18 protein-coding genes, 1 tRNA gene and 1 pseudogene are annotated in these 26,702 nt (G+C 48.9%); 7 read left to right on the top strand and 13 right to left on the bottom strand.

Features of this window, described 5'->3' with window-relative positions; all coding sequences use genetic code 11:
• The first annotated feature begins 70 nt into the window (after positions 1-70).
• From flgA to AC55FS_RS06620, 5 genes are all read left to right on the top strand, one after another.
• Positions 71-760: a flagellar basal body P-ring formation chaperone FlgA gene (gene flgA, locus AC55FS_RS06640; RefSeq protein ID WP_496935289.1), complete on the top strand. Its 690-nt coding sequence runs from the start codon at positions 71-73 to the stop codon at positions 758-760.
• A gap of 89 nt (positions 761-849) precedes the next feature.
• A complete protein-coding gene (gene flgM / locus AC55FS_RS06635) occupies positions 850-1,158 on the top strand; it encodes a flagellar biosynthesis anti-sigma factor FlgM (protein ID WP_496935288.1) in 309 nt (102 codons plus the stop codon).
• A 13-nt stretch (positions 1,159-1,171) separates the two neighbouring features.
• A complete protein-coding gene (gene flgN / locus AC55FS_RS06630; RefSeq protein WP_496935287.1) occupies positions 1,172-1,642 on the top strand; it encodes a flagellar export chaperone FlgN in 471 nt (156 codons plus the stop codon).
• A gap of 16 nt (positions 1,643-1,658) precedes the next feature.
• Positions 1,659-2,396 carry a flagellar brake protein gene (locus tag AC55FS_RS06625; RefSeq protein ID WP_496935286.1) on the top strand — a complete coding sequence of 246 codons (738 nt, stop codon included), beginning with the start codon at positions 1,659-1,661 and terminating at the stop codon, positions 2,394-2,396.
• Between the two features lie 37 nt (positions 2,397-2,433).
• Positions 2,434-2,509: transfer RNA gene (locus tag AC55FS_RS06620), tRNA-Arg, on the top strand.
• Positions 2,510-2,790: 281 nt separating this feature from the next.
• On the opposite strand, the pseudogene AC55FS_RS06615 reads toward AC55FS_RS06620, so the two are convergent.
• From AC55FS_RS06615 to AC55FS_RS06595, 5 genes and pseudogenes are all read right to left on the bottom strand, one after another.
• Positions 2,791-3,089: pseudogene (locus AC55FS_RS06615) on the bottom strand (5'-nucleotidase).
• Complete coding sequence (gene proA, locus AC55FS_RS06610) at positions 3,076-8,943, bottom strand: anti-phage protein ProA (protein ID WP_496935285.1); 5,868 nt, start codon at positions 8,941-8,943, stop codon at positions 3,076-3,078. The pseudogene AC55FS_RS06615 and the gene proA overlap by 14 nt, the downstream one beginning before the upstream one ends.
• Positions 8,944-9,423: 480 nt before the next feature.
• The gene (locus AC55FS_RS06605; RefSeq protein ID WP_496935284.1) at positions 9,424-11,307 is read right to left on the bottom strand and encodes a DNA recombination protein RmuC; all 1,884 of its coding nucleotides are present in this window, start codon (positions 11,305-11,307) and stop codon (positions 9,424-9,426) included.
• A 219-nt stretch (positions 11,308-11,526) separates the two neighbouring features.
• Positions 11,527-12,297, bottom strand: coding sequence for a hypothetical protein (locus tag AC55FS_RS06600; protein WP_496935283.1), 771 nt, complete (start codon positions 12,295-12,297; stop codon positions 11,527-11,529).
• A gap of 728 nt (positions 12,298-13,025) precedes the next feature.
• Positions 13,026-13,997 (bottom strand): NADP-dependent oxidoreductase, encoded by a 972-nt coding sequence (locus AC55FS_RS06595; protein ID WP_496935282.1) that lies wholly within the window; start codon positions 13,995-13,997, stop codon positions 13,026-13,028.
• Between the two features lie 110 nt (positions 13,998-14,107).
• Here AC55FS_RS06595 and AC55FS_RS06590 point away from each other — a divergent pair, with 110 nt between their 5' ends.
• Positions 14,108-15,037, top strand: a complete 930-nt coding sequence (locus AC55FS_RS06590) for a LysR family transcriptional regulator (RefSeq protein WP_496935281.1) — start codon at positions 14,108-14,110, stop codon at positions 15,035-15,037.
• 121 nt (positions 15,038-15,158) lie between these two features.
• The gene (locus AC55FS_RS06585; protein ID WP_496935280.1) at positions 15,159-15,650 is read left to right on the top strand and encodes a hypothetical protein; all 492 of its coding nucleotides are present in this window, start codon (positions 15,159-15,161) and stop codon (positions 15,648-15,650) included.
• A 40-nt stretch (positions 15,651-15,690) separates the two neighbouring features.
• Here AC55FS_RS06585 and AC55FS_RS06580 read toward each other — a convergent pair whose 3' ends face one another.
• The 8 genes from AC55FS_RS06580 to bacA all read right to left on the bottom strand — a co-directional run bounded on the left by AC55FS_RS06580 (position 15,691) and on the right by bacA (position 26,650).
• Complete coding sequence (locus tag AC55FS_RS06580) at positions 15,691-15,930, bottom strand: hypothetical protein (protein ID WP_496935279.1); 240 nt, start codon at positions 15,928-15,930, stop codon at positions 15,691-15,693.
• Positions 15,931-15,980: 50 nt separating this feature from the next.
• Complete coding sequence (locus AC55FS_RS06575; protein ID WP_496935278.1) at positions 15,981-16,577, bottom strand: TFIIB-type zinc ribbon-containing protein; 597 nt, start codon at positions 16,575-16,577, stop codon at positions 15,981-15,983.
• A gap of 11 nt (positions 16,578-16,588) precedes the next feature.
• A complete protein-coding gene (locus AC55FS_RS06570; protein ID WP_496935277.1) occupies positions 16,589-17,170 on the bottom strand; it encodes a rhomboid family intramembrane serine protease in 582 nt (193 codons plus the stop codon).
• A complete protein-coding gene (locus AC55FS_RS06565; RefSeq protein WP_496935276.1) occupies positions 17,167-22,485 on the bottom strand; it encodes a DNA repair ATPase in 5,319 nt (1,772 codons plus the stop codon). Before AC55FS_RS06565 ends, AC55FS_RS06570 begins: the two co-directional genes overlap by 4 nt.
• A gap of 108 nt (positions 22,486-22,593) precedes the next feature.
• Positions 22,594-24,534 carry a hypothetical protein gene (locus AC55FS_RS06560; protein ID WP_496935275.1) on the bottom strand — a complete coding sequence of 647 codons (1,941 nt, stop codon included), beginning with the start codon at positions 24,532-24,534 and terminating at the stop codon, positions 22,594-22,596.
• A gap of 29 nt (positions 24,535-24,563) precedes the next feature.
• The gene (locus tag AC55FS_RS06555; RefSeq protein WP_496935274.1) at positions 24,564-25,259 is read right to left on the bottom strand and encodes a DUF1449 domain-containing protein; all 696 of its coding nucleotides are present in this window, start codon (positions 25,257-25,259) and stop codon (positions 24,564-24,566) included.
• A gap of 59 nt (positions 25,260-25,318) precedes the next feature.
• Positions 25,319-26,005 (bottom strand): PspA/IM30 family protein, encoded by a 687-nt coding sequence (locus AC55FS_RS06550; protein WP_496935273.1) that lies wholly within the window; start codon positions 26,003-26,005, stop codon positions 25,319-25,321.
• Between the two features lie 18 nt (positions 26,006-26,023).
• Positions 26,024-26,650: a biofilm formation regulator BacA gene (bacA, locus tag AC55FS_RS06545; RefSeq protein ID WP_496935272.1), complete on the bottom strand. Its 627-nt coding sequence runs from the start codon at positions 26,648-26,650 to the stop codon at positions 26,024-26,026.
• Positions 26,651-26,702 lie beyond the last annotated feature (52 nt).

Here is a 26,702-nt window from a genome sequence, read left to right as displayed (position 1 = left end):
GTGACAAAAAACTGCCGATAACATGAGACTCTTGCGATTGCATTATCAGAGCATAGCCGAAGCCTGCCAGATGAGTGGAATTATTCTGTTAATTTCCACTTTACTGGCTGCGCTGCCCGGCCGTGCTGCCAGCAATGACGCCATGCAGTGGCGTCAAAAATTAGAACGACAGCTACTGCTGCAGTGGCGTCAGCAAACCGGCATTGAAGACCAAGCCAGTATCAGTTTCAGCGGCCTAAATTTGGAATACAGCCCGCCACCGTGCCAGCAAGCCCTAAAGATTGACAGCGCTCGTCCGTTACAAGCAGGGCGCAACGGCATTGCTATCAGCTGTGATGCCCCTTACTGGTCACAGAATCTAGCGCTACAACTGCACCACATGACGCCCATGGTGGTACTGGCAAATCCGATCGCCAGTGATCAACTGATTACCTCAGAGGACGTACGTTTAACCACACTGGATGCGGGTGAGCAAACCAAGGGGTTCTATGCGGCACTGGATGACGTTATCGGTTTAAAAGCCAAGCGTAGTCTGCGTCCAGGCCAGGTGTTGTCTGCCGATATGGTCGAGCAACCGGATGTTATCGCCCGGCGTCAACGCGTTAGAATTCAGCTTGTTAAGCCAGGCATTCGGGTAGAGATGCCAGGTGAAGCACTGGCCAGCGGCCATATAGGCGAGAGTATAAGAGTACGTAACCTGCAGTCGCGGCGGATAGTCCAGGCCACCATCATCGAGGCGGGTGTAGTCCAAGTACGATGAATCGACAAAAAAGTTTAAAGTTCCAAAACTCACTGCCGATAACTACCATGCAGGAGTGTATGATGAGTAACGGGTTCGGAGATTTGACTATGAACATCAACAAGTTTACCGGGGGGCTGGATAGCAATGCCCGCACCCGGTCTGAGCCGGTTGCCGAGCAACCTGCCAGTAAACCTGGGGCTGCCCCAAAAGAGCAAGGTGCCAACTATGCCGATCAGGTGAAGCTTAGCGCCAGCAGCAAGAGCATCCAGCAGATAGAAGCTGAGATCCGTGACATGCCCGAAGTGGACGATGCTACGGTTGAGCGGATACGCAATGCACTGAGCAACGGCGAATATAAGATCGACTATGAGAGACTGGCAGGAAAAATGCTTGATTTTGATGAGCGTTTAAACTGATTGGGACTTTCCCATGTCTCTGAACACCGAACCGTTCGTACGTTACCTCTGCACCGAACTTGATATAGCCGTTCAGTTATATGAAGTGTTAAACCAAGAACTGGGCGTTCTAAAAAATCTATCGCTAGAAGCGCTGCAGGCGCTTCAGCCCCACAAGCAGCAGCTGTTAGCTCAGCTCCAGCAAACCGCAGAGCAGCGGCTGCAGTGGATGACGCAGCAGCAGCTGCCTCACTCCCCTGCTTGCCTACAGCATGACTGCATTGCCAACCACCAAGATATTCCGCTGCTGTGGCAACAACTTGCCGATCAATACGACAACAATCGACGGCTATCAGAGCAACTGTCGCAGTTGGTATTGCAAGCACGTCATCGCACCCAGCAACGCTTACAAATATTGCGCGGCGGGAATAATGATCCACACTTATACAACGAGCAAGGTAAAGCCAAAGGTGTAAACACAGGGCAGGGTTACGTGCAGGCCTGAGCCAGGATCCGGGACGATGTCAGAAGAGAATCAGGAATACACATTAACCGAAGCAGAAGATGTCTACGGTGCTCTGCGCAAAATTGTGCTGATGGAGTCACCCGTCATCGTACGCATTGACGGCAGTGACGTAGAGTTTCACTCCGCAATAACCCAAACAGATTTTAAAAGTCGTTCCTTTTTCTTGGATCAGGTCATTCCCCGAGACGGCAACGATCTGATTAGAAGCGGCAAGCGCTTTAGCATTGAATGTGATGCTCGCGGTATTCGCATCGAGTTTCGGGTCACGGGTCGATTAAAATACCAGCCAGGCAAAGAACGCTATCGTATTGAACTACCAGAACATGTGCTGTACCTACAACGCCGCACCGCCTATCGAGTAATGGTGCCCCCTGCTCACGATATTCTGGTGAAAGTAAAAATGAATGACGAGCAGGGCAACCTCACCGGAAACATGGTGGATATCTCGTCTAGCGGTTTTAAAGCGCACTTTAAAGGCAATGTGAAAAAACGTCTGGATGAGCAGCGTGAATTCCCCATTGCTCATGTGCGCTTTAACCGTGACCACACCATGGACTGCAGCCTGGAAGCACGCCATGTTGTTATCGACGATAAAGGTGATACCCAATGTGGTTTTGCCTTCACCCTACTATCAGCCACTGCACAGCGCTATCTTGATAGGTTGATTACCGAGTTTCAGTGGGAAGAGCGGCGCAAAGTGGAGCAAGAAAAAGAAGCCTTGGACGACGGATGACAGCCAAGCTAACAACCGTTACAATCCCCGGCCTTGCCTCCCTATAGCTCAACAGGATAGAGCAGTCGCCTCCTAAGCGATCGATCGGGGTTCGAGTCCCTGTGGGGAGGCCAGAAGTTCATTTCCCAGGTTCAACACCTTCTTCCAAACGCTCTGAAAGCCCTCTAAAAACTTACCTTAAGCTTCAACAGTTCAACGATGTCCATGGACAGCAACACCTTCATCGGGGTACATCTTGGGGACTTGAGTTCGACCGTGAATAACTACCCAAAAAAATTATGCCTATAACCAACTCAGCCGCCTATGCCTAAGACTACAAGCTATTCAATGAGAGAGGCTTGTTCCTGCTGGTTTAAGAAAAGCGGAGCCAAGTACTGGCGCCTTAAATACCGAGTCAATGGCAAAGAAAAGCTACTCGCCGACCGGTCGCTGTGGCGTTGCTTGATAGCAACACCACCTTAACCGGACATTCCTGAGGAAAGCGCCGATTAAATGCCAAAAACCGGCGAATAAACGGAAACGCCACACCAGTCTCCAACACAGTGTCCAGGTGCTGTTCCTGAAACCGCTGATACGCCACAGAGCCTTGTTCACGAAAACCTTGTCAGATTCTGCCAGGTCAAACAGCGCACTGGATGACACGGCGATAACAAGTTTGTCTTCTATGAGAAAGGGCAGACTAAAAAGCCTCATCCGTTTGCATCAGTGCTTCGAGCCGCGCCTTTGTATTGGCTGTTAGCCGCTGAATACCCAGGACTCGGCAGAAGCTGGCCAGATCGCCCTGTAGCTCACTATTTTTAATGATATTCCTCAGCTCGGTATCACAAATCCAATCGAGCTTGGATGCATCTTCCGGGCGGTTATTTGTTCGTGCAAAGCGTTCCCTGCCTTTCTCACCAGCCCCTTCGGGCCACCAGAACTTGCCCGTGCTTTCCTCACTAAAATCACAAGACGATGAGGCTAGCTCATTGACCCTATCCAGCATTTTTGCCCCAGCACGCTTGAAAGCATGGGCCCGAGCAATACGCTGTAACAAAAGTAACTCATGAATCGGGCCTTCTGTATTGATCAATTGTCTGATTATTTCCCGCAAATGTTCGTCGTAGCCCTCCTCATAGAATTGAGTCGGCTCCAGCGTAAAAGCTGAAAAATTCATCACTTGGTAGCACTGGAAAATTCCTGTATCTAAGCTGGCGCCTGGTCTACCTGACTGTTCTGGGCTGCGAGCCTGATTCGCGATTTGGTTTCGGTTTTCATCTGGCTCAGTTTCCGAGAGGCGAGATTCAGACTCACTCATATCGCTCCCTGAATGATCGCCGACCACCTGCTGCTGGCGATACTTACGATCCTCGGCCAGACGTTCGGAAAGCTTGGTATGCAACAGGTCAATTTCGTGTTGCTGGTTGACCCACCAGTTGGTCGACCAGACGCGCACCATATGCCATCCCAGACCTTCCAGAACCTGCTGACGAATCTTGTCTCGCTCTCGTGCATAGGCAGAGCTGTGATACATCGCGCCGTCACATTCAACACCAGACAGATAAATGCCGGGAATATCCGGATGCACAACACCCAGATCAATTCGATATGCCGAAACCCCAACCTGAGGATGAACTGTCCAACCTTTTTGCTGTAACCCTCTGGCAACAGCCACTTCAAACGGAGACTCGAAGTCCCCCAATGAACCGTGAACCGCTGCCCCCAGAGCAGAAGCACCACGCTCCGCATATTCAAGAAAGTGTTTCAGATCTGCCACCGCCGCTGCCTTGGTACGGCCCAGGTGAATCTGGTCCGGAGATAAGGTTGAGAACACCACCATTTGCGAGCGCGCTCGCGTCATAGCAACGTTTAACCTGCGCTCACCACCAGTGCGGTTGAGCGGGCCAAAGTTCATCGTGACATGGCCAGATTCATCGGGGCCGTAAGTAATACTGAACAGAATTACATCGCGCTCATCCCCCTGAACCGACTCCAGATTTTTTACAAAAACCGGCTCCAGCGAATGCTCCTCCGAAAAAGCCCACTCAATTGAAGGGTCGGCTGAGCGTGCTTTATCAAGTAGATCTTCGATCAGGCTTTGTTGCTCTGTGTTAAACGTCACCACGCCAATTGACTGTTGACGGACACTGTCATCTGAGGACCTCAGACGGCGTAGAATATCCTCAACAATTGCTTTTGCTTCACCTTGATTATGGCGCGCTTTCCCCCTTGCATAAAAGCCTTCAGGTTTAATCAAACGCACGCCTTTATCGGGGTGAACAGGCGCTGGAAATGTCACCAGAGAGTTGTCGTAATAGCGACTATTTGAAAAGGCAATCAGGCTTTCACGTCGAGAACGGTAATGTAGATTAAGTACGCGAGAAGGAATACTGGCACCAATGAGCTCATCTAGAATACTTTCTAAATCGCCTTCGTCCAGATCACCATCAGGATCATTATCAGCACGCGCGAAGAAATTAGTCGGTGGCATCTGCTTCGGGTCACCAGCAACAATGACCTGCTTGCCACGGGCCAGAGCCCCCACAGCATCCCATACCGTGATTTGCGATGCTTCATCAAAAATCACCACATCGAAGAGTGATTGATCGGTAGATAGAAACTGAGCAATCGACAGCGGTGACATCATCAAGCAAGGAGCCAAAGTCGTTACCACATCAGGCATTAGCTCTAGCATTTCACGCACGGGTTTATGTCTGATTTTTTTCTGCAACTCGTGGCGAAGAACTCCCCAGGAAGAACTTTTTTGCACATCATCCTGATCCGGAATTCCGCCAGATAACTTAGCGGCAATATACTCAGCCGTGAGTTGGCTAAAGCGCGTATCTAAATCCCGGAAAGCCTGAATGGCTGCTTCGTGCTCCGCAGATGAAAACGAACTCAGCAAACTGTTTTCGCCGATTACAGCTTTTGACCACCACAAGCAGTAAGAGGCCTCAAAGGTATCGCCAATATCCTCTGCTGCTACAACCCCCTCCTCAATCGCGGTCACCAGTGCTCCAAGTTGCAGATCGATGGCTTCATTACGCCGACGAACCCAGGCACACCAATCACGCAACGACTGCTGTTTATTGCTTATGCGCTGACACCAATCGGAAATGGCGGGCAAGATGGGACCTTGTGTATCCAGAGTTGACCACACCGCTGCACCTGCCAATTGTTCGACCTGAGTTTTCACATCATCGAAACAGGTCAGCGCTTCCATAAACGCTATCACACTGCGTCCTACCGGAGCATCAGTAGCTAACAGGTCATTGCCTTCGTAAAGTAAGGTTCTTATTCGGCCTCTAAATGCCATAAGGATGTCGGCGTCATCTGCCAATTTACCCACGGCAGAACGGGCACGCGCACCCAACAATTGCAGCTGGTTTAAAACATCAGGATCAGTCTCGTAAGATTGCCAGCCTTTCAGCCCTGCCAGCATATTCTCCAGCTGATCTATCTCCTCCGCCGCAGACTTCATCTGTTTCAGCAGTGCAATATCCACGTTGAGATCCGGTTTGCCCTGCGCGCCAGCTTGCACGGTCTGTTTAATCAGCGCACGCTTAGCAAACCAGCATTTTGGCCACCAAGAGGTGTTGGCATGCTGCCAGCGCTGCTCTAATTCAACCGGATCGAGATTTTGCCAAGCTCGTGATGCGTACTGGCAACTTAACCCTGCTTGGGCTTTGACATAGTCTTTCAATAGCCTGATTACGGTTTCCATGGCTTCCAAGCGGTCAACCCCATCCGGCTCCAAAGCGAAAGATGAAGGCTGCCGGTATGAATCCAGCATGACCTGCCCCAACTCGCGCAACGCCTGCAAGCGTTCAAGCTCGTGAACGCGCAGCTCAAGGCCTAATGCTGACAGAAGCTCCGACAAACGCTGATCCAAAGTAATGGCGGCGCGCTCGAGCTGCTTGACCTGCGCCGTCAGTTGCTCTTGCCACTGCGGTGTCCAATCCGAATGATCAATCGAAGCCAGCTCATGCTGGCTGACATCACCAATTGCCAGCGCCTGAACCCGCAATGTATCAGCCGCCTCACGCAATCGGTTCAGGTCATCTTCTGTATGCGCATTGGCAGAGCTCCAACTGAGCTCAGCTTTGGCTGCCAAATCTTTATCACGAATACTCACACCCATGGCGTAATACGGAGTAAGACCGTTGGCACAACGCTGATGCAGGCTGTTCACCAGTGTATTCAATCGATCTCGTAACGACTTCAGACGTAAAGCCTCGCTCTGCCATTCCGTCGCGGAAGCCTGACCAGCCTGATTCCAGGACGACCGTAATTGGTTCAATACATCAGCTTTACGAGCCTTATTGGAGTGCAGTTCAAGGCAGAAATTACCCAGACCAATGTCTTTTAAACGGCGATGAACCACTTCCAGTGCTGCTGTTTTTTCTGAAACAAACAACACTTTTTTGCCTTTACCCAGCATATGGGCAATCAGGTTACTAATGGTCTGGCTTTTACCCGTACCGGGAGGGCCGATAATCACAAAATCCTTCCCTCGATCAGCCGTCGCTATCGCCGCCATCTGCGAAGAATCTGCTGGTAATGGTGTGAGCAAGTCCGAAGGTGCATAGTCGCGATCAATCTGATCACCATCGACGAAGCGAATATTGCTTTCGTATGGCTCTCTTGGGCTGTCAAGCAAATGTTTAACCACCGAGTTTTCTCGCAGGGCATCAGCGCGATCGACCAGATCTTTCCACATCAAATACTTGGCAAATGAGAAGTGCCCTAACACCACATCTTCAATGACCTCAAAACCCGGCATTTCTTTAATTGCCAGCCTCACCTGATGCCATATTCCTTCAACATCTACGCCACTGGCATCTTCCGGCAAAGCCCCATGCAGGCCGCGCAGCTCAATACCAAAGTCTTTATTCAGCATTTCCAGTAGCGTTGTATTAAATCTGGGCTCGTCGTCGCTGGCGGTAATCTTGATACCACTACGAACGGATTTACGCTCAAGCGTCACCGGTAATAGAATCAGAGGAGCACGATAGCGCTTCGAGTCTTTTTCATTCTGTTTCCAGAGCAGAAAGCCTATGGCGAGAAACAGCGTGTTCGAACCACCTTCCTTTAAAGAAGTCTGGGCTTTACGATAAATGCCCACCGTCGCTTTATCCAACTCCTCCGGACTTCTATCCACCAGCAGTTGCTTTTTCTGTAACGCTTCACGCGCGTAGGTTTCCTTCAGATCATCGCCGCTGCGCTGGTTGTAAATCTCTTCGTCCTGTTCGGCACCCTTTAACTTGGGAAACGGCGATATCGTTATTCGAGCACCAGCCGCCAGCATATCTTCCAGCTCAGCCGGATTCGCAGATACAAATGACAAACTGCTGTTGCCTAGCCGATGATTCAGCAACGGGTTACGCGCCGACAAGTCCAATAATTTGCTTTGCCAGCGCTCCATCCGGCCCGCTGCGCTGGCCGGTACATCATCCTCGTGGACAGGCACAGAAAACGATGGCAGAAGTGGCGCTTCTTCAAACGCAGGCTCGACGGAGTCATCCAGCTCGCCAATGGCATCATTACGACGCTCTACTACCAGAGCCAGCGGATTAATACGATGATCACGTGCTCGGCGGATATCCACAGCGGCCACAAATTCATCATCTTTATCTAACGCTACCGTTTTGGCGCCGATTTGCACGGCATGAGAAAAGGGTACCGATGGGTGCTGAGTAACGAGTGTTGTTTCAATCAACACCAGCTCTTTCAGCGCCAGTCTTTGTCGCAGCAGTTCAGCATCAGTGACCATCACACTGCTAAAATCTTCCGGCTCCAGCCACACCCCTACCAACGCATGGCCTTCAGTGAGCACCACAATTGGATTTAAAGCCGCTTGCTCAAACGCCGCTGCAAACAACAGCGTAGTATCCAGGCAAGTAGCCACCTTGCTGTCAGCAATGGCACCGGGAGAACGAATTTTCTGGCCGTTAATTTCAAAACTGGAAGGAGGCAATGCATAGCCAATTTGCTGATTTACAATGGCGGAATAAACCGCCGACGCCAACTCCCAAACCCGCTGACGGCTACCGCCCTTATAACCGTCAATCGCATCTGCTTTACCAGCCTTGCGTAGCACTTGACTGGTCTTCCCCAGAATGCGATCCACTGCTGGGTCATTAGGGGTACAAAAAGCCGCCAACAACTCCGGCATATATTGGTTGCCACCCCATTCGTTGTGTGCCAGCAACTCCACAGGCAACACTCGCTCGCACAGAACCGCATCATTCTGCGACAACGTAAATCGTACAGAGCCTTTCATCGACTCGGTCAAACCTAGCAACAAACCACCGTCCAACTGAATATCGCGATCTTTAATCATCAGTTGTGCACCGGCACTGAGCCTATCGATTGTCCAACTTTTCTCTGCCACAAAAGCTGGGGATGCCTCCATGCGCAATACCAGGTTTTCCAGCTCCATGTTTTCATCCGCATGAAAAACAACCAGCTCACGCAACACCGAAAACGCACTCTGGTGGCAGGCAAAATTGATTTTTTCCAGCAACGTGACGTTGATAGCAACGGCAGATTGATCAGTGGTATCCATAGAGAATCCCTGCAATAAGTGAAATCATCTTGTCTTTTAATAGCGGCAGCATGAGCGCTTCAGGAAAACCCAAGGACATACACACGCGAGCCATTGCAATTAGCCTAAGAATTTCTTTAAATACGTACCTACCTGCGCCTTATTTCTAGCGACACAGACAACGGCAAGCACCATATCTTTACATATAAAAAGTACTGCAATCATAGTTTTTTCTCCGTCACCATCCTAAACCTCAGTTTAAGAAAACGTTTCGCTTGGCACATTACTGTATTCTCTCTGGCCGTGATATCACGGCCAGAGAGCTCATTGTATTGTGTGTCGAGCATGCTGGCGGATATCACGTTGCTGATTTATTCGATCGCGGTTTACAAGCTGGGATACTACCAGTATCAGAGTTTGTCGATATCGTTACGGACTGTGCCAGTGAGCATGTTTTGTCTCTATCCGTTACTAGAGACTACGCTTCCCGATTAGTCTCGCTTAATGATTTTCAGCCCTCTCTGGCTGCTGAGTGGACGCGATGGCTGGACTGCTAAGTGCTTCATCATGCAATGAGATTTGCTCCTCGTCACTCGCAATGGCCGACTCATCTATGGGTTCAACAATTAGTGCCAGACGTTCGTTTTCAAAGTCTACGTGGGCTGTCTCTATACGCGGCAGACTTTTACTGACTTTGGCGGAGAGCTGACTAAAGCGATCTACTTTACCGTACAAACCTTGTTGACCGGCCAGTGCCGTGACAGCACTATTATAATGATTGCTGACGGTGTTCAGAGTACCGCCAAGCTTCTGTAAACGTTCTGCTACGGTGCACACCGAGTTATAGATGTCACCTGCTTTCTCACTGATCTCGCGTGCTTCTGCCTTGCTGCGCTCGATCATCCACAAGTTTGATACGGTGCGCAAAATAGGCACCAAGGTAGTGTGCGATACCAGCACAATGCCTTTTTTGTAGCCGTATTCAAACAAGTCTTTATTGTGCTTAAGTGCCTCAATATAAGCAGGTTCTATTGGCATAAACATGAGCACAAAACTGGGGCTGCGCATACCCACCAGGTTGGTGTAGTCCTTCGATGCAAGGTCTTCGATGTGCTTGCGTACGGCTTTTATGTGCTCATCCATGGCCATTTGATATTCTTCCGGAGATTGTGCACCGACTGCCCGATCGTATGCATTGAGTGCAACCTTGCTGTCGATGATGATGCGCTTGCCATCCGGCAACCTAATCAAATAGTCAGTTTGCTTTTGTTTGCCTTCGGCATCTTTAAAAGCGCTTTGTACTTCGTAATGTGCATCTTCGATTAAACCGCTCATTTCCAGCGTGCGGCGCAGCTGCGCTTCACCCCAGGCACCCCGCTGCTGAGAGTCCCCTTTGAGGGCCGCAGTCAAGTTATTGGCCTCTTTGCTCATCTGCAGACCAATATCGAGCACTTTCTTGATCTCAGCATTGAGAGTGGTATTGCCCTGCAGAGATGCGTCATGTACTTCGTTGATGCGCTTCTGGAAGCCTTCGATCTGCTCGCGGAAAGGCTTGAGCATAGTGTCGATACCTGCCTGGCTGGTATGACTAAAGGTTTTGCCTTTTTCCTCAAAGATTCTGTTCGCTAGATTTTCAAACTCTTTGGTGAGCGATTGCTTGGTCTCACTGAGCTGTTGCATCTGTTCTTTAAAGTGCTCTTCTCGTTTCTCGAGCGTGGTTTTTAGTTCTGCATGTTCGTTTTCAAGCTGCAGGCGCTCTTTCATCAAGCGTTTATGTTCCTCTTTTTGCTCGGTTAAGCTGTCTCGTTGCTCACGAAAATGCAGACGCGCCTCGTCCAGTGTATTGCTGAGCCCTTCAGCCTTCTTACCCTCTTGGGCGAGTTCGTCTTTAAGCCTGTTCACTTCCGTACGTTCTTGAAGCACGTTTTGTTCCGCATTATCCAGACGTACTCGTAGTTCTTCGACCGCTTTGTTCAGAAAACGATTATCAGCCTGAGCTGTTTCCAATAGCTTTTCGGCGCTGTGATGTTGCCCCTTAACCTCATCCAGCGCTTTTTGCTGGCTGGCCAGCTGAGCTTTCAGGTCTGTGACAGTATCATTCAGGCGCTTTTCTGTGGTTTGGGCTGTGGACTGAACACTGTCTAGCTGTGTTTGCAGTCTGCTCTCTTCCAACTCCTTATCGTGAAGGGTTTGAGTAAGCTTCTGTAGATCCAGCTGTTGCTTTTGACTCTGAACACTCGCCGACTCAAAGGCTTGCTCGGCCTGCTTAAGCTGCTCACTTAATGCTGTACTTTTTCGGCCCTGAAAGACCATCGCTAACAAAAGCCCAATGCCGCCAGCACAAAACCTACAAGAGATGCCATGGCGATGAGTTCTGTTGTCCATTGCAGTAGTTGCATACTTACTCCTGTAAGCTATTTCACTAGGAAACCGTAGATTAGGATTCAGACTTGATAAAGGGCTTGAGCACCGTAATTAACTTCTCAACGTCACCCGGAACAAAAACACCGTCTATTCCCTCATGCGAAACTGAGATAAAGGGCGCCTCGTAGAACTCTTCAATCATGATAGAGACATGCTGTGTGATATAGTTATTTAATAGTCTCATAAACTGCACCTGCTAAGTGCTGGATGAGCGTGTAGAAAATTCTTAAAATGGTTTTCTACCGTATGCGGGTCTAGCCCGATCATCTCAAGCACCGTCAGGTGCTGTTGATCTGTTATGCGGCCATAAAACTCGCTGAGTGTTTCCAAACTCACATCAAGATGGCTGGTGAGCATGGTAGAGATCAGTGCTTTTAATTCCGCCCCTTCGACAGCTTCAATCTGGTGAATTTTCTGAAAAACCTGACCAGCTGATACCACTTGGTCCAAAGTATCATTCAGCTTGTAAGGGTCGGTCATGACCTTGTTGGCAGCACTGATCTTGACTACGTGCTCTGCTTTGCAGATACCTGTAGCCCCTGACCGCGTGGCGCCAATCTCATAGCCAAGGGTGATATGCTGCTGACGATGCTTCATAATACCGCACAACTCATGACACGCCGCTCCAGCTTTATCCATGCTAGGGGCTTTCCAGAAATCAGTGCTGCATACTTCTGCCATGATGGCATCTTTCTGTCGTACCGCCTGATTGCTCATGGTGAGTGTATCGAGTTCGTCGAGAAATCTGGCTTTGCCACCTTTAAAGCTGCTGACTTGCCCCACTAGACAGCGTTCGATGCATGCGACCAGCTTATTCAGTTGCATGCCATGTAGCACACAGGACGACACCAGAGGCGCGATGGTATTTGCTAGCAGGTGCTGAAATGTAGCATCGAGGCATTTGATCAGGTCAGTTTGCTCTATCCAACTGAGCAGTGTTTGCTGAGCCATCATGACATCCTTTTTATGAACACTCCGACGCTAGCATATTTTGACAAAATGATCATTGTCCTAAACCACTGTCGCTATTGGTGTACTGTAAGTACGGCTTATAGGTGCGGTTATCGCACACAGTGTTTATGGACAAGGCAATTGATCGGTGAGATCCGTATTCGGGGGTATCCTGCAAACAACAGGGGTACCAATGGGGGATGAGAAACAAACGAACTCTAATTTTCCCTTTAGATTCAAATAGTTAATGAAAAATATCGGCTTCTTGTGGAGAGGTCTAAGCTTTTCCTTTAAAATCAACGACTTAGACACCAAACCCCGCTGAATTTCTTGCATGTCAACGGCATGTCAAAAGCCCCAAAACACCCCTTAAACGACCCCAAACATGTCAAAAGCATGTCAAATATTGGCGGCTCCAGGGTGTCCCTGTGGTGCCTATTTTCTGCAACATTCCTTCAGAAATTTTCAGATTTGTTCAATACCCTGAAAATCGCTTTTTATTACTCTCCCCAGCATTGCCGTAGCGCCGACTGCCCTTCCCTGCAATCTAAAAATTTCAGAGCACAAAAAATGGGTTTAACGCGCAGGCTTAGGATGGGGCGAATTCTAATTCGAACCGGGCATACTCACCCCTGTCTCCTAGATCGGTGTTTTACATATCAATTGTATGAGTGAAATAACATTGATTAAAAAATAAGCCACCCAGCATTTACTGGATGGCTGGCTCGTTAAGCTTGTAAGTCTATTACTATCTTACCGACCGCTAGCTGAGCTTCGCTGCGCTTAATGGCATCGTTAATATCAGCCAATGGATAGACACGATCCAAATTCACCTGAATATCACCGCCATCGATCATATCGCCGATTCGCGCCAGGTCATCACCGCTGGGCTGTACCCACATGCGACTGAAGTTCACTTGATGTTTGGCGACAAATTCTGCTTCTACATCATCTAAGGTTGAGACCAAATGGCCACCGCCTTTCACCACACTGAATGCGCGTTTGACTAAATCACCCCCGCTACTGATAACAAAGGCCAGATCAACCTCACTGACGACCTTGGCAAAGTCAGTAGTTTTATAATCAATAAACTCATCCGCTCCCAAACTTTTTACATAAGCTGCATTTTTACCAGAGGCGCTGGCAATAACATGCGCACCTAAGGCTTTAGCGATTTGCACCGCAAAACCGCCCACACCACCAGAGGCACCCAATATCAATACGGTCTGCCCGGAAACAAGCTTGCCTTCTTCAACCAAGCCTTGCCAAGCTGTCACCGCGGCCAATGGCACCCCTGCACTTTCTAACTGGCTCAGGCTGTTTGGCTTTTTCGCCACTAGGCTAGCATCAACACTGATGTATTCGGCGTAGGCACCCTGGCGATCAATAGGGGCAAAAGCAAATACCTGATCGCCAACGTCATGCTGGCTCACCACAGCCCCCTTAGCGACCACTTGGCCAGCAACATCCCAGCCCAGAATCAGTGGCAAGCTGTGGGTTCCGGAGTCGGCAATCATGCCGTTGCGAATATGAAAATCGACCGGGTTCACTCCAGCGGCACTGACCTTAATTAATACCTGGTGATCGGCCACCTCAGGTGTGGGCAGCTGACCTAACACCAGCTTTTGCTGTGTGCCATAACCTTCGATGTAAGCTGCTTGCATGCTGTTTTTAATGCTGTCGTTTTTTGTGATGCTCATATTCATGTCCTGCCTTTGTGTTAATTGATGAGATTATTGTTATGCAGGACTTCAATACGGTCTAATTGATAGGTAGTATTCTATTCATTGATTAATGTGATGAATTGGCCATGGCAAAAACAGATCTGAATTTGGTGGTTATCTTTGATGCCATTATGCGTGAGCAATCGGTAACGGCAGCGGCAGAGCGACTGGCCATGACCCAGCCATCGGTTTCTAATGCCCTGGCCCGCATGCGCCATGTGTGGCGCGACCCTTTATTCGTGAAAGACGGCCGCGGCGTTAGACCCACGCCTTATGCGGAACGCCTGTGGGCCCAGATCGCTCATCCCCTATCGGATATTCGTGATGCCGTTAATCCAGCCCATTTTGACCCAAGCTGCCAGCAACGCTGTTTTCGCATTGCCTTAACCGATGGTTTGACGGGCATGTTCTGGCCCCCCTTACGCCAGCATATCGAACAGCACGCCCCCAACATTGATATCCATGCCGTACCTTATACCGGTGAGCTGGAGCAGCAGTTGATGCAAGCCGAGGTCGATATGGTGATGGGGCACTATTTTGGTCGACATCAACAGATTGCCGCCCGCGCTTTGTTTGAAAACCCCTTTGTGGTGGTGATGCGACCGGGCCACCCGTTAAGCAAAGGCAAATTAACGCTAAAACGCTTTATCGCCACCGATCAGTTACTGGTATCGTTATCGGGTCAGGCGGAAGGGTCGGTGGATATCAGTCTGGCAGAAATGGGATTAAAACGCCGCCTCGCCATGACACTCAATACCTTTGCCGGTGCGGCTGAGTTGGTACAAGAAAGCAATTTAATTACCGTATTACCCTATCCTGTGGTGGCTAAATATCTGCAACGGGGTGAACTTATTGCCAGGCCGACTCCAATTCCGATCCCAACTCCGATAATGTATCTGGCGTGGCATAAACGTGATGAGCGTGACCCTGGTTTGCAATGGCTGCGCGATGTGATTCAAAAGATCAGCGCGCAAATCAATGACTTTACACAAGACAGTCAGTCATTGATAACCTAACTGTATTAACCCTAGGCATCCATCAGCGCCTTCCCATATGGCCAGCAAAGAAGGTTTAATGATCGCCTAGCTGGCTCGTTATAAGCAAGACAACTCTTCACTTACTAGTAGTGAGAATTATATGTATCGATCACTCTCCACTTCACTTCTTGTGGCCACTGCACTGCTAACGGCCAGTAATGGTAGCTATGCCGATACCGGCTGGGTCTACCATGGCGATATTAATCAAGATGGTATTGCAGATACGATCCAATCAGGCCCATCGGCACTGTTTGGTAACGCAGGCGGTCCGTTTATGATATCTCTCAGCCAGGCAAACGGTGCCCATATCAACACTGTGGTGCCATTGCACCCAAAGGCCGTAGCCCTGGAACTGACCGCATCAGGCCCTAATTATCTGTGGAGCTACTGGCGACAAAATAACCATCAAGGTTATTTATACCGCTATTCCCTTGATGGGAAGTTCACTAAAGACGAGTTTATAATACATCCCGGCTCTGATGGTTCGGAGCTGTCTAGGCGGTTGTACCGTGCAGTATTTCATCAGGAATATCTACTGCCCTTTCAATCCCAACAGAATTACACCGCACCTGATTATGATTGGGGGAAATAGCCCAGCACCGCTACTCAGCGTATGCCGGGCCAAACCTGATTTACAGGTCATATTCGTCCTTTAGCTCCTCAACACGGCGGCGCAGTTCACCGCGCAGTTCCTTGTCTGACAAGCGACCAATAATATTGGACAAGACACGCTTTTCATTGTCATCAACCAATCCATCACGTTTGGCGATGTCGACAATCTTTTCCAACTCATGCACATCCAAGGTGCCATCGTTTGCAAAGCAATTGATGGAGTGGAACGACATTTCTAAATAATCACGACTTTCTTTCATGCTTTTCTCCTAACAAATTTGAGCAAACTAGGCTCTTTAACAAACATCCATCAAACGTTACTTACTGCATCCGACATAGCCAATAAAGGAGTTGGCTCACCCTTGTTATTTGATGTCGCATTGCGAATAGATAAAAACTGCAGAATATCAGACTTATTCGGCTGCTGATTCAACCAATCACGAAACTCATTTGCCTTATTAAAGGCCTCATCACCCAAGCGGTTACAGAAATTCGTCTTCAAACTGAGCTCTCTTTCCGCCAGGCGAATCTGACGTTGCCAAGCATCGGTAAATATCTTTGGCAACTGCTGGTGAATACCACAGGCCTTTAACAACGACCACTCACCAGCATCCAGCCAAACTTCATCACAAGAGGCACACAGCTCTACCCGGTTGTCTTGGTCATGCCCAATGCGATATTTGCTCATCAAGCGATCGCACTTGGGGCATAGCTTAGCGCCGGGTGAGTCTTCGGCAGAAAACTCATCATCTAGTTCGGTACTGTCTTGCTCAGTTGTTTGAACCCAATAACGATAATTCAGCAGTGGTAACAAGCTGCCACCACAATCTGTACAGCCCGCAGCCACGAGGCCGGTTTCCAATACAACCGGCTGCAACTGACTGCCCTTACATTGCAGACAATGCATGTTCTGCTCCTTTACTTCAAATTTGCTTCGGATGCCGACGGGGAACGACTGACTGATGCACTTAAAAAGGCAAAAACAACGCCGGCAATCGCACCTGCAATATGTGACTCAAACGATACTCCCGGTTGAATCGGCAGCAGTCCAAAAGCCAGGCCACCGTAAGCAAATACCACTAGTAATGCTACCAGTACATTGGCGATGCTGCGTGCAAACAATGCCAACGATATTTGCCAGGCCCACAAACCAAAGATCCAGCCACTGGCCCCCAAATGAATCGCGGGTCTTGCAAATAGCCAAACCAGCACACCCGAAACTAAGATAATAAACATACTGGCCAGCAAATATTGCCGCACCGAATGGCGTAAGCTGATCAGACTCATCACCATGAGTCCAATCAGATTATTCAGCAAATGCGACCAGTTTCCATGAATAAATGGTGCCAATGCGATATGAAACCAGCTATCGACCTGCCTCGGCCAAATGCCAAATTGGCGCAGCCCCAGGTTCAACAGAGTATCGGCAATAAATACCCCCACCAACACCAACACTATCACCGCCAGCAAACGCAGGCGGCGTATTAACATCGCTATCATGGCGCGTCAGGCCGTGAAGTATCAGGTTTAGGCTGTAAACGGTCTGATTTAGATTGAGTACCAACAGTGACTTCCAGTTGACGTAACTGCTGAGATATATCAAGCATCTTTTCATGGGTTCTAAGATCAATATCGAGCTTTTTATCCATGCTACGCACCAGCGGGAAAATGCTGTTTTCAATAGTATCGGCCAGTACGGTTAATATCTTGTCTAGGCCCGGCACCGGTTCATTACTTACCGTCACTTTAGGTTCAATTTGCCGTATTGACTCGGAAAAATGATTCAGCCCCTGTAACACACTGTTGGCAACCTGGGCACTGTTATGTTGCATCTGCTCTCGGCTTTGCAACGCACCATCAGACAGCGACTGAATACCTGCAGCCATATCTGCCAATTGCGCGACCACACGCGCACCTGTATCGGCGCCGTCTCCGCCCATGGCTTTATTGCGCAAGAAATCGGTTTTGATCTCCTGCCAGCGCTGCTGCTGAGCGTCAGTCATATTGCCACGCAGCTCAGCCAGCTTCAGCAAATTGTCTTCTGCACCTGTGGTCAATAACTGAGATTCCCCCAGGTAGTGATCGGCAATCATTTGCATCAGTTCGCTATCGTTCATCACGGCGGAAATTTTTTCCGTCATTTTATTCATATTGCGATAACTACCTTGCAACTTAAACGGTGGCTCAGTTCGATATTTATCATCCTGAGCAGCCGATGCAATGTATTGTTGATTGATCTTTAAAATCACGTCCTGTACTACCATCATCTTCTGCAGCACAGAGGTAATCTCGTTGATTTCAGCACCGCTGTATTGATGTGACAAATCGCTGGTTGCCACCTCTCGTCCCTTGGCTAGATCAATCAGCTTATACACATCAGTCATTTCTCTGACGGCCAGTGGCGCCAGCACCGGATTTGAAGTCAGCGCGTTTTCGATATAACTGAGCGCAAACTGCTCCTCCATACCGCCCAGAATATCGCCCAAGTTGTAGATATCGGCTCGGTTGGCCAACATATCTGGAATTCTGAAGGCTTCGCCGGATTCGGTATAAGGGTTACCGGCCATGACCACGCAGAATTTCTTACCACGCATATCATAGGTTTTGGTTTTGCCTTTCCACACACCATCCACTCGTCGTGTACCATCACATAAGGAGATAAACTTCTGCAAAAATTCCGGATCAGTATGCTGAATATCGTCCAGATACAGCATCACGTTATTACCCATTTCCAACGCTAGGTTTAGCTTTTCTAACTCTTTACGCGAGGTAGAGTCAGGCGCTTGTTCAGGGTCCAATGACGTTACTTCATGCCCCAATGACGGACAGTTGATCTTCATAAAGATCAAGCCCAAACGACTGGCCACGTATTCCATTAAGGTCGTTTTACCGTAACCCGGTGGCGAGATCATCATTAAAAGGCCCATCAGGTCTGAGCGCTTATTCTCGCCTACGGTTCCCATCTGCTTGGCCAAATTATCGCCAATCAACGGCAGATACGATTCGTTAATCAGGCGGTTACGCACAAACGAGCTTAACGGTCTTGGCTTAAACTCATTTAGGCGCAAGGCATCACGCTCATCAGCAATAACTTGCTGGCGTATCTCTAGGTAGCGGCGATAGCTAGGCACCACTTCAAAGCGATGGCGCTCCATCTTTAATAGGTAAGCATCCAAGCCAAAGGTCAGGGTTTGCTGCTTCATTAATCCATGATCGCCCATCAGTCCGCTGACACTCAGTTCCAGATCAACTTCGGTAAAGCGTCGATCCAGTCGCTCATTGGCGTTAATAAGGGCAATGGCTTCTGGAATATAACGCTGCAGCGAAGTTAGCTGCTTTTCTTTGACCAAGGCTTGCAGCCATGCCGAGGTGAGATTCCAGCGCTCTGCAGGCCAGCCCATCATTTTATCCAGCGCCATCTGATAACGACGCCAGGTTTCGTCATCCATTGAGCGTTTTAGCTCGTCCACCAACTGAGTAGCGTATTTACTGCCAATAAATTCAACCCGCTCACGCCCCAACTCAGCTACTAAATAATCGGCTGCACGGCGAATATCGAGTTCAGTAACGGCAATAGGATCCTGCTCAATAAAGGACTGGATCGATGCAGAGACCTCATTAACCAAAAGGTTCACGGCTTCGTTACTGCGAAACACCGACTCCATTTGTGCTGCCGATTGAGCACGTTCCGGCCAAGTGGAATAGCACAATGCCGCCTGCTCGTGCCCTTCTGTGCTGCGGGTGCGTACCAAGCCTTTGATATTAGACCAGTACACCTGTGCCAACCCCCGGCACAAGGGATCAAAGCGCAATAAATCGGCACTGTCTAGGGCAGGCACAATCGCACGCAACAACAGCGTGGCATCATAATCGTGAATACCTTTTTCGTAGCCTTCTTTATAGCGAGGGCTAGCAAAGGTACGAACGATCTCTTCCAACTCGCCTTCTGCCACTAAGGCACTTCGCAACTTGTCCATCGACAAGGACTCGCGCTGCTGCTGAGCGGCATCAATAATTAATGCCGCCAGATATTCAGCCCGATAAACCTCTTTGGTTTCAGACTCTAAATGCATATCCCAATAGCCGCGCAGCGTCAGCAGCTCAGAATGAGTAATGGGCTCATAAAAGTCGGTGCCGGTCAGATGAATATTGAGCTCGCCGTCCCGGGGAATAATGGTTAAATCCAGTTCTTGAGTATTGACCGAGAACTTATGCCTTGGACCCAACTTGATGACGTTACCACCGTCTTCATAAATATCGGCTTTATCACGCAGTGACCGCAGGGCCTGCTCTTTAATACTCTTTAACCGAGACTCTACGTCATCGGCCTTGACCGATGCATCCAGCTCACGCAGCTGCTCAATTTGCTCGCGTATTTTCAGCACCAGCGCATCTGAAGCAAAATACGTATTAAGTTCATCTTGCTCGGTAAACTTCAGTGAGCGTTTTTCGATACTGCCTAAGATACGACTGGCGGCATCGGCAACAGACTGGGCTTTACGCTGAATTTCATCAATCAGCTTTTGCTTATGCCCCTCAAACGATTCATACAACTCCTCCCGCTTTTCCATAATATCGGCAAGAAAGTCGTCAAATTCGCTATATTGGCTTTCAAACTCTTCCAGCTGCACTAACAAACGTGATAACTGCTCATCACATTTTTCTGGCGTATTGGCCATACCCAGCGCATTGGCAATACTTTGAGAAAACAACTTAAACTGCGCACCAAACTGAGCAATCGCCTCGGATGAGCCAAGGGATTTTTGCTTATGCTTAGCCTTAGCACGGCATTGATTAAGCTTGGAATACACCTGCGAGATAGTATCAATGATGCGGGTGCGCACCGTTGCATCATCTACGCTAAGAGTCGCCATTAATTCTGACAATAAATCCAAGCCCGTCGCCGTAGACTCAATCGCCTCAACCAGAGGCTCCAGTTCAGCGATGGTTTCAACACTGTCTACCTGCTGGTTAAACTGTGCAATTTTTTCCTGATACGGCTGCAGCGCTTGCTCATCCGACAAAAATACCACGGTGCGCTCACTGAGCGACGATTCCAGTTGCTGCAGCTGTTGATCCAACTGATCAATGCGGCCCACATCAATGTAACGCAGTTCCTTGATGGTCATTAAATGGCCACGTTGATGACGTAACCGATCTAACGCCTGCACATACTCTTCGGCCGACTGCCAACTTTCGGTTTGAATCGACTGAACCAGATCTTGCTGAGCCTGTTCGGCTTCGTGCATGGCTTTATCAGACTGCTGACGAATGCTTTGTACTTTTTCAAATTCGTCAATAACCAGTTCTGCAGTACTCGCGACCTCTTTAACCAAGGCAGCCATAGCCGCCACCGGTTCATCTTCGAGCCAATAATGATCATCAAATACCTTGCCAGCCGCCTTGCTGAGCTCTTCATACAGCCTAACGGACACACTTTGGTTATTAATCATGCGTACCAGACTGAACAAATCCGATACTCCGCGTACCAACTCTGCATTGCCAATGCGACCATAAAAGCTCTGACTGGCTGGTACCTTACTGGCAAATTCTGCGCTTTGATAAGGGGTTTGCCAAATCTGCATTGGGTGCACCCGAGTTGGCTCAGACTCAGCAGAGAAGATCACCAAGCGGCCGCTGTCCGACAGTGCATAACCGTGACCATAAATGGGGTTTTGCAGGCTCTTATCGATTAAGTTATAGGCCAGCAGTCCTACCTCACCATCTAGTGGATGGTAAAACACATACAGCATATCTTCGCCATTAGGCGATTTGACTTTACGCTTAAAACGCATGCCGCGAGTACGCTCATCGAACTGCTTGTATTCACCACTGGTCAGATAACAACCACCTGGGAAAATCACACCATGATCTTCTGGCAGTTGCACACACGAATCACCAATGGCATCAATGCGAGCAACGGATTCCGTTAAGCAGTTATAAATAAAGAAGCGCCACTGCTCTTCCCGGTAGGGCAGAATCTTCAGAAGAATCAGATCGCCCACTTGGGCATAAAATATATCGGCATCGTCCAACGACTGGGTTCGATCTTCAACTGGCTCTTGGTAAATACCCAAGCCATCTTCGGTATTGTTTTCTACCTTGATGGTCAAATCACCACCAATGGTTTCGACAAACAACGTATCGAGAATATTAATATGAGGATGACGGCCATTAACGGCATCATCACGGGTCGTTTCTAACCACTCAAAATCATAGGCCGGAGGCAACTGAATATCGCGCTCACCACGGTTATCAATATACTTCACCGTGTTGCCATCGGCAGAAACCGACCAACGGAATACTCGTAAGTCCTCTAATCGCTCACCGATCTGAAAGCCAGCTAGAAGCTTGCCATCTTTTACCGTCAGTTCAACTAAACGGGTGTTTTTGTAGTAGCGGTATAGCTCCTCAAAGTCGTTAACAAAAGAAGGTTCAGATAAAAATGACGCGTTATTATCCACCGCCACCATCTCAAACTGGCCGTCGACTTCCTTAACATCAAATAATGCAAATACATCATCTACACTGGTCTCTTTTTTCAAACCAATAAAGACATTGTAGCCAAACAGCAAATGCTGACCCACTTGCACCATATCGCGAGCGATGCAGTTATTTTCCGTACGCACCCGACAACGTGCAACAACGGCCATTTCCGAGCTACCAAACTCATCGGTACGCGCCTGATTCAGCTGATGAATTTCTTGCTCCAGTTGCTGGCCCTGATCCAACAGACGTTTTCTGATGATTTCATAAGCACCGCCTTCTGCGACGGCATTGTCTACCAAATCCGTGGGCTGTGTATGCTCTACCATTATTATCCCTTGCTACCATCAATCGGGTTATACGGAGTACTACGAGGCTCTCAACCAAGGTCGAGCGGGCCTGCCTTTAGTCAGCAGGCCCTATTAGTCACATATTAATTAATGTGTTTCTTTGCTGTTATCGGTTGAGCTTTCCATCAACTTACCCAGCATGGCTTGAATGGTGTTGCTCTTGCCGGCAAAACCATCAATGGCTTTACCAATAGACAGAGATTTAGCAAAGTTATCGAAGAAGTGATCTTCACCACCCACAATGTCGATCTTGGCTTTCTGCAGGGCAACGGCCAATACTTCGGCATTTTCACGAGCGATGTCTTTACCTGCATCGATAGACGCCAGCGCCTCTTTCAATGCCGTTTCCAGACCCATACGGAATTCTTCGTGCGAACGAGCTTCTGCGCTCATGTTGTTCATGGCGTCAAACTTATCCACCAGACCGTCGGCTTCAGCTTTGAACTGCTCACGAGTGACTTGTGCTTTCGCCATGCCAATTTCACGCTCAGATGTCGCCTCAGCATTACCTTTAGCCGCAATAACGTCAGCTTCAGCTTTACCTGTGCCCAGCAAGGCATCGGCTTCAGCATCACCTTTGGCCTTGATCACATTGGCCTCCGCCAAGCCTTCTTTTTCCAGCGCTTCAGCTTTAGCAGACTGCACTTTCGCTTCAGCCAGGCCACGAGCCGCTTGCTCCGCTTGAGTCGCTTCGGCCAGTTTTTTCTTAGCATCGGCTTCTTTCGCAGAAGCTTCCAGCTCGGCCTGGGCCATGGTGGTGATTTCAACAGCCTTGTGCTTAGCCGATAACTCTTTGGCTTCAGCTTCTTTCACTTGCTTAACTTTTTCTTCTTCCGCCAATGCTTCGGCAGCTAATACCTGCACTTGCTTAGCACGGTCCGCTTCGGAGACTTCACGCACTTCTTTAATGCGCTCTTCTTCTACCGCGACGGTTTTATCGACCGCCACACGTTCACGAACAACATTGGCAATTTCTTTGCGCTCGACCTCAATGGCTTTTTCCGCTTCGATCTTTTGAATCTCCACCTCACGCTCACGTGATACCACTTCAAGATCGCGGGCACGGGTGACCTTCTCAATTTCAATAGCAACCGCGCGCTGACGGTTTTGCTCCGCCACTTCAATTTCACGCTGCTGGTTTTCACGCTGAACCGACAAGTCTTTTTCTACCTGAATGGTGGTCAGCTCGGCTTTGCGACGCTCTTCTTCCTGAACTTTTTTGGTTTCGGCTTCTTCACGTGCACGAATGGTCGCCACTTCACGCTGTTGCTTAGCTTCGGCATCCGATTGCTGACGTTCCAGCTCTAACATAGCTTCAACGGTTTCGACGTTCTTTTTCTTAATTGCCAGTTCTTCGTCACGTTCAAGGTTATTGGTGATAACGTTTTGAGTGGCCGTGAGCTGGGTAATCTTACGAATACCTTCTGCATCCAGAATATTGTGAGCATCCAGTGAAGACTTTGGCGTTTGTTCAAGATAGTCAATGGCGACATCTTCCAGTACATAACCATTCAGGTCTTCACCAATCACTTGGATAATCTTATCCCTAAAGTCTTGGCGGTTTTCAAATAGAGCAACAAACTCAATTTGCTTACCAACGGTTTTGAGTGCCTCAGAGAACTTAGCATTAAACAGCTCATTCACCGCTTCACGGTCAGAAGCACGATTAGCACCTATAGATTTAGCGACCTTCAATACATCTTCTGCGGTTTCATTAACACGCAGATAAAAGGCCACGGTAATATCTGCGCGCATATTATCGGCACAGATCAAACCGTCTTTACCTCGACGATCCACTTCCAGTGTGATCAGCGAGATTTTCATCAACTCCTTTCTGTAAATAATCGGGTAAACCAAGGCCCCGGTGAAATGCACCTTCGGTTTGGAAGTCATATCGTTAACAATCAAGGCGGTACCCTGATCCACCTTGTAATAAAAGGCTTTAAATAACGCTGCAATCCCCATAATGACTGCAAACACAATGCCTATGGTAATCAGTATAGGCGTCAACACAGATAAATCTGCCATATAGTTACTCCACTTCCTTTTTTAATTAATCAACTGGACTGAGAAAACTCTTTCTCAGATATCACGCGATAGGCATTTTGTTCTGCTAGATATTCCAACAAAACCACCCGATCTCCTTTTGTAAAGCTCTCCTGAGGACCAGAGCGGACCTTTAGAATCAATCCGGCACCACCGTCGGCCAAGGTTGCTTCACCAAACGCCTCATCGACACGTGAAGTGCGCACAATGGCTGTTTGACCTAGTAAGTATTTGGTGGTTTCTTGCTCAGTTTTTTTGAACAGCGGTCTAAGCGGCTTGATGACTTGGGCAGTGAGCATCACAGCAACGAACAAAGACAATAAGAATACCGGAACACCGGCCAGCCATTGTAGGATTCCATCGGGTATCCAGGCAAAGCTAAAGTGCACCAAGTAATAACACAGCAACCAGCCAAATAATGCGATCAAGGTGACAATAATGGTGACGGGCACACCGACTAAACCAAAGCGCATTAATAAACCAGCCAATACGTTTGGTCCACCAGATTCGGTGCCGCCGCCCACATCGAGATCACCATCTGCTTCTGGTAAATCAATATCGAGAATATCAATATCAACCATGCCTAATACCGCGATTAGCCAATACAAGGCACAGACTGCCAGCACGACCGTGAATATCGCCGTCGGGAAGGATGCGATATTTTGATAAAAAGGGTTCATCCCTTCGGTTAGAAAAATAGCAAACATCCATTTTCCTTTTACTGTTCTGATAGAAACCCAGGCACAGCAACCTGGGCGCATTATGGTTATTGTTTATTCTTTAGACGCTGCAAAATTTGATTAGCATTGTTACCTGAGGTGGCGATGCCGGCTTGCTCTAGCTTGGCCTTAAGAGACACGTCCGGTTGTTGCTGCGCCAATTCATCGGCAGCGGCCATCTGCGCATCACGCATTGCCTGCTTTTCCTTGATTCTCTCTAACGAGTCCATTGCAGTGCGCAGCCGAGAGTGCGAGCCACTGTAACGCTCCGCCACCGCTGCCTGGGCACGCTGCACGTTTTCTGTGGCTTTAACGGTATCAATCTGTTGTTTCAATCGTTTTAACGTGCGTTCGGTTTGAGTAATGACCATGCGCAACTTATCGGCGTTGGCAGCAAAACCGGCTTCACTCTCCTGCTCCAGCCGATAATCCGCTTCCAATTGTGCGATCTTATCGGCTACTTCCAGTGCTAATGCTTCGTCGCCTTTATCCAACGCTTTTAGCGCATAACCTTCGTGCTCATCAATCTCTGACTTCAATGCAGCACTTTTTTGCTGTGACAGTTTCTGCTGGGCGATGATTTCCGCCAAGCTGTTTTTACTTTGCTTCAGCTCGGCGGCCGCTTCCCGGACCTCCTGATCCAGTATTCTCAGCGCCTGACCATCAACGATGGCTTCACCGGCCTCGTTGATACCGCCACGCAGCGCCGTCATCATTTTCGCCCAGATATTCATCCTATTGCTTTCCTCTGTTTAATTCGCGGCGACGGGCAAGTTCAAAAACTCACCGTACGCCTCGGTCGCCTGAATGACGTTACTGGCCAGCATTTCCAGCTCAAACACCACATTCGACAGGATCGAGGTGGCACTCAGCGCGCCAAACATATGGTAATAGTCTTCACCATCAATATGATCCAAACTGATGGTCGACAGTGGCAGGTATTTATGGGTGCGCAACACGGCATCATTAAATTGCTGCACATTTGCCACATCTGCCAACGGCCACAGCACCGACTCAACGATGATTTGATCACCTGACACGGTTAAAAACACAGGCAGATCACCATACTCGTACATCACCACGTGTAAAGCCGGATCAACACCTTCGATTATTTCTACAGACGCTCGTCCTTGCTCAAACAGCTCAGTGGCCTTCAGCGCCTCAAACAAGCTGTCCGTTGTCCAGCGCTCAATCACTTCTGTCATCATCACTTCTCCTGCTGACTCCACCACTCCCCCGGGTAAGCGCAAGCGCTTTTCCAGCAATGCCAGTTGCTTGGCATTCTCAGGGAGAACCCACACTTCCTTCTTCACCAAGCCCTGCTCACGCAGCCGCCGGCGGTATTCACGTTGATAATATGCGGACGATTTTGCTTTCATGACAGCAGACTATCACCTTACATGTAATCAAATCAAGTGCATCACATGTAAC

Source organism: Bacterioplanes sp. CLAM21 (assembly GCF_059641015.1).
This window is presented reverse-complemented; position numbering and strand designations above follow the sequence as displayed.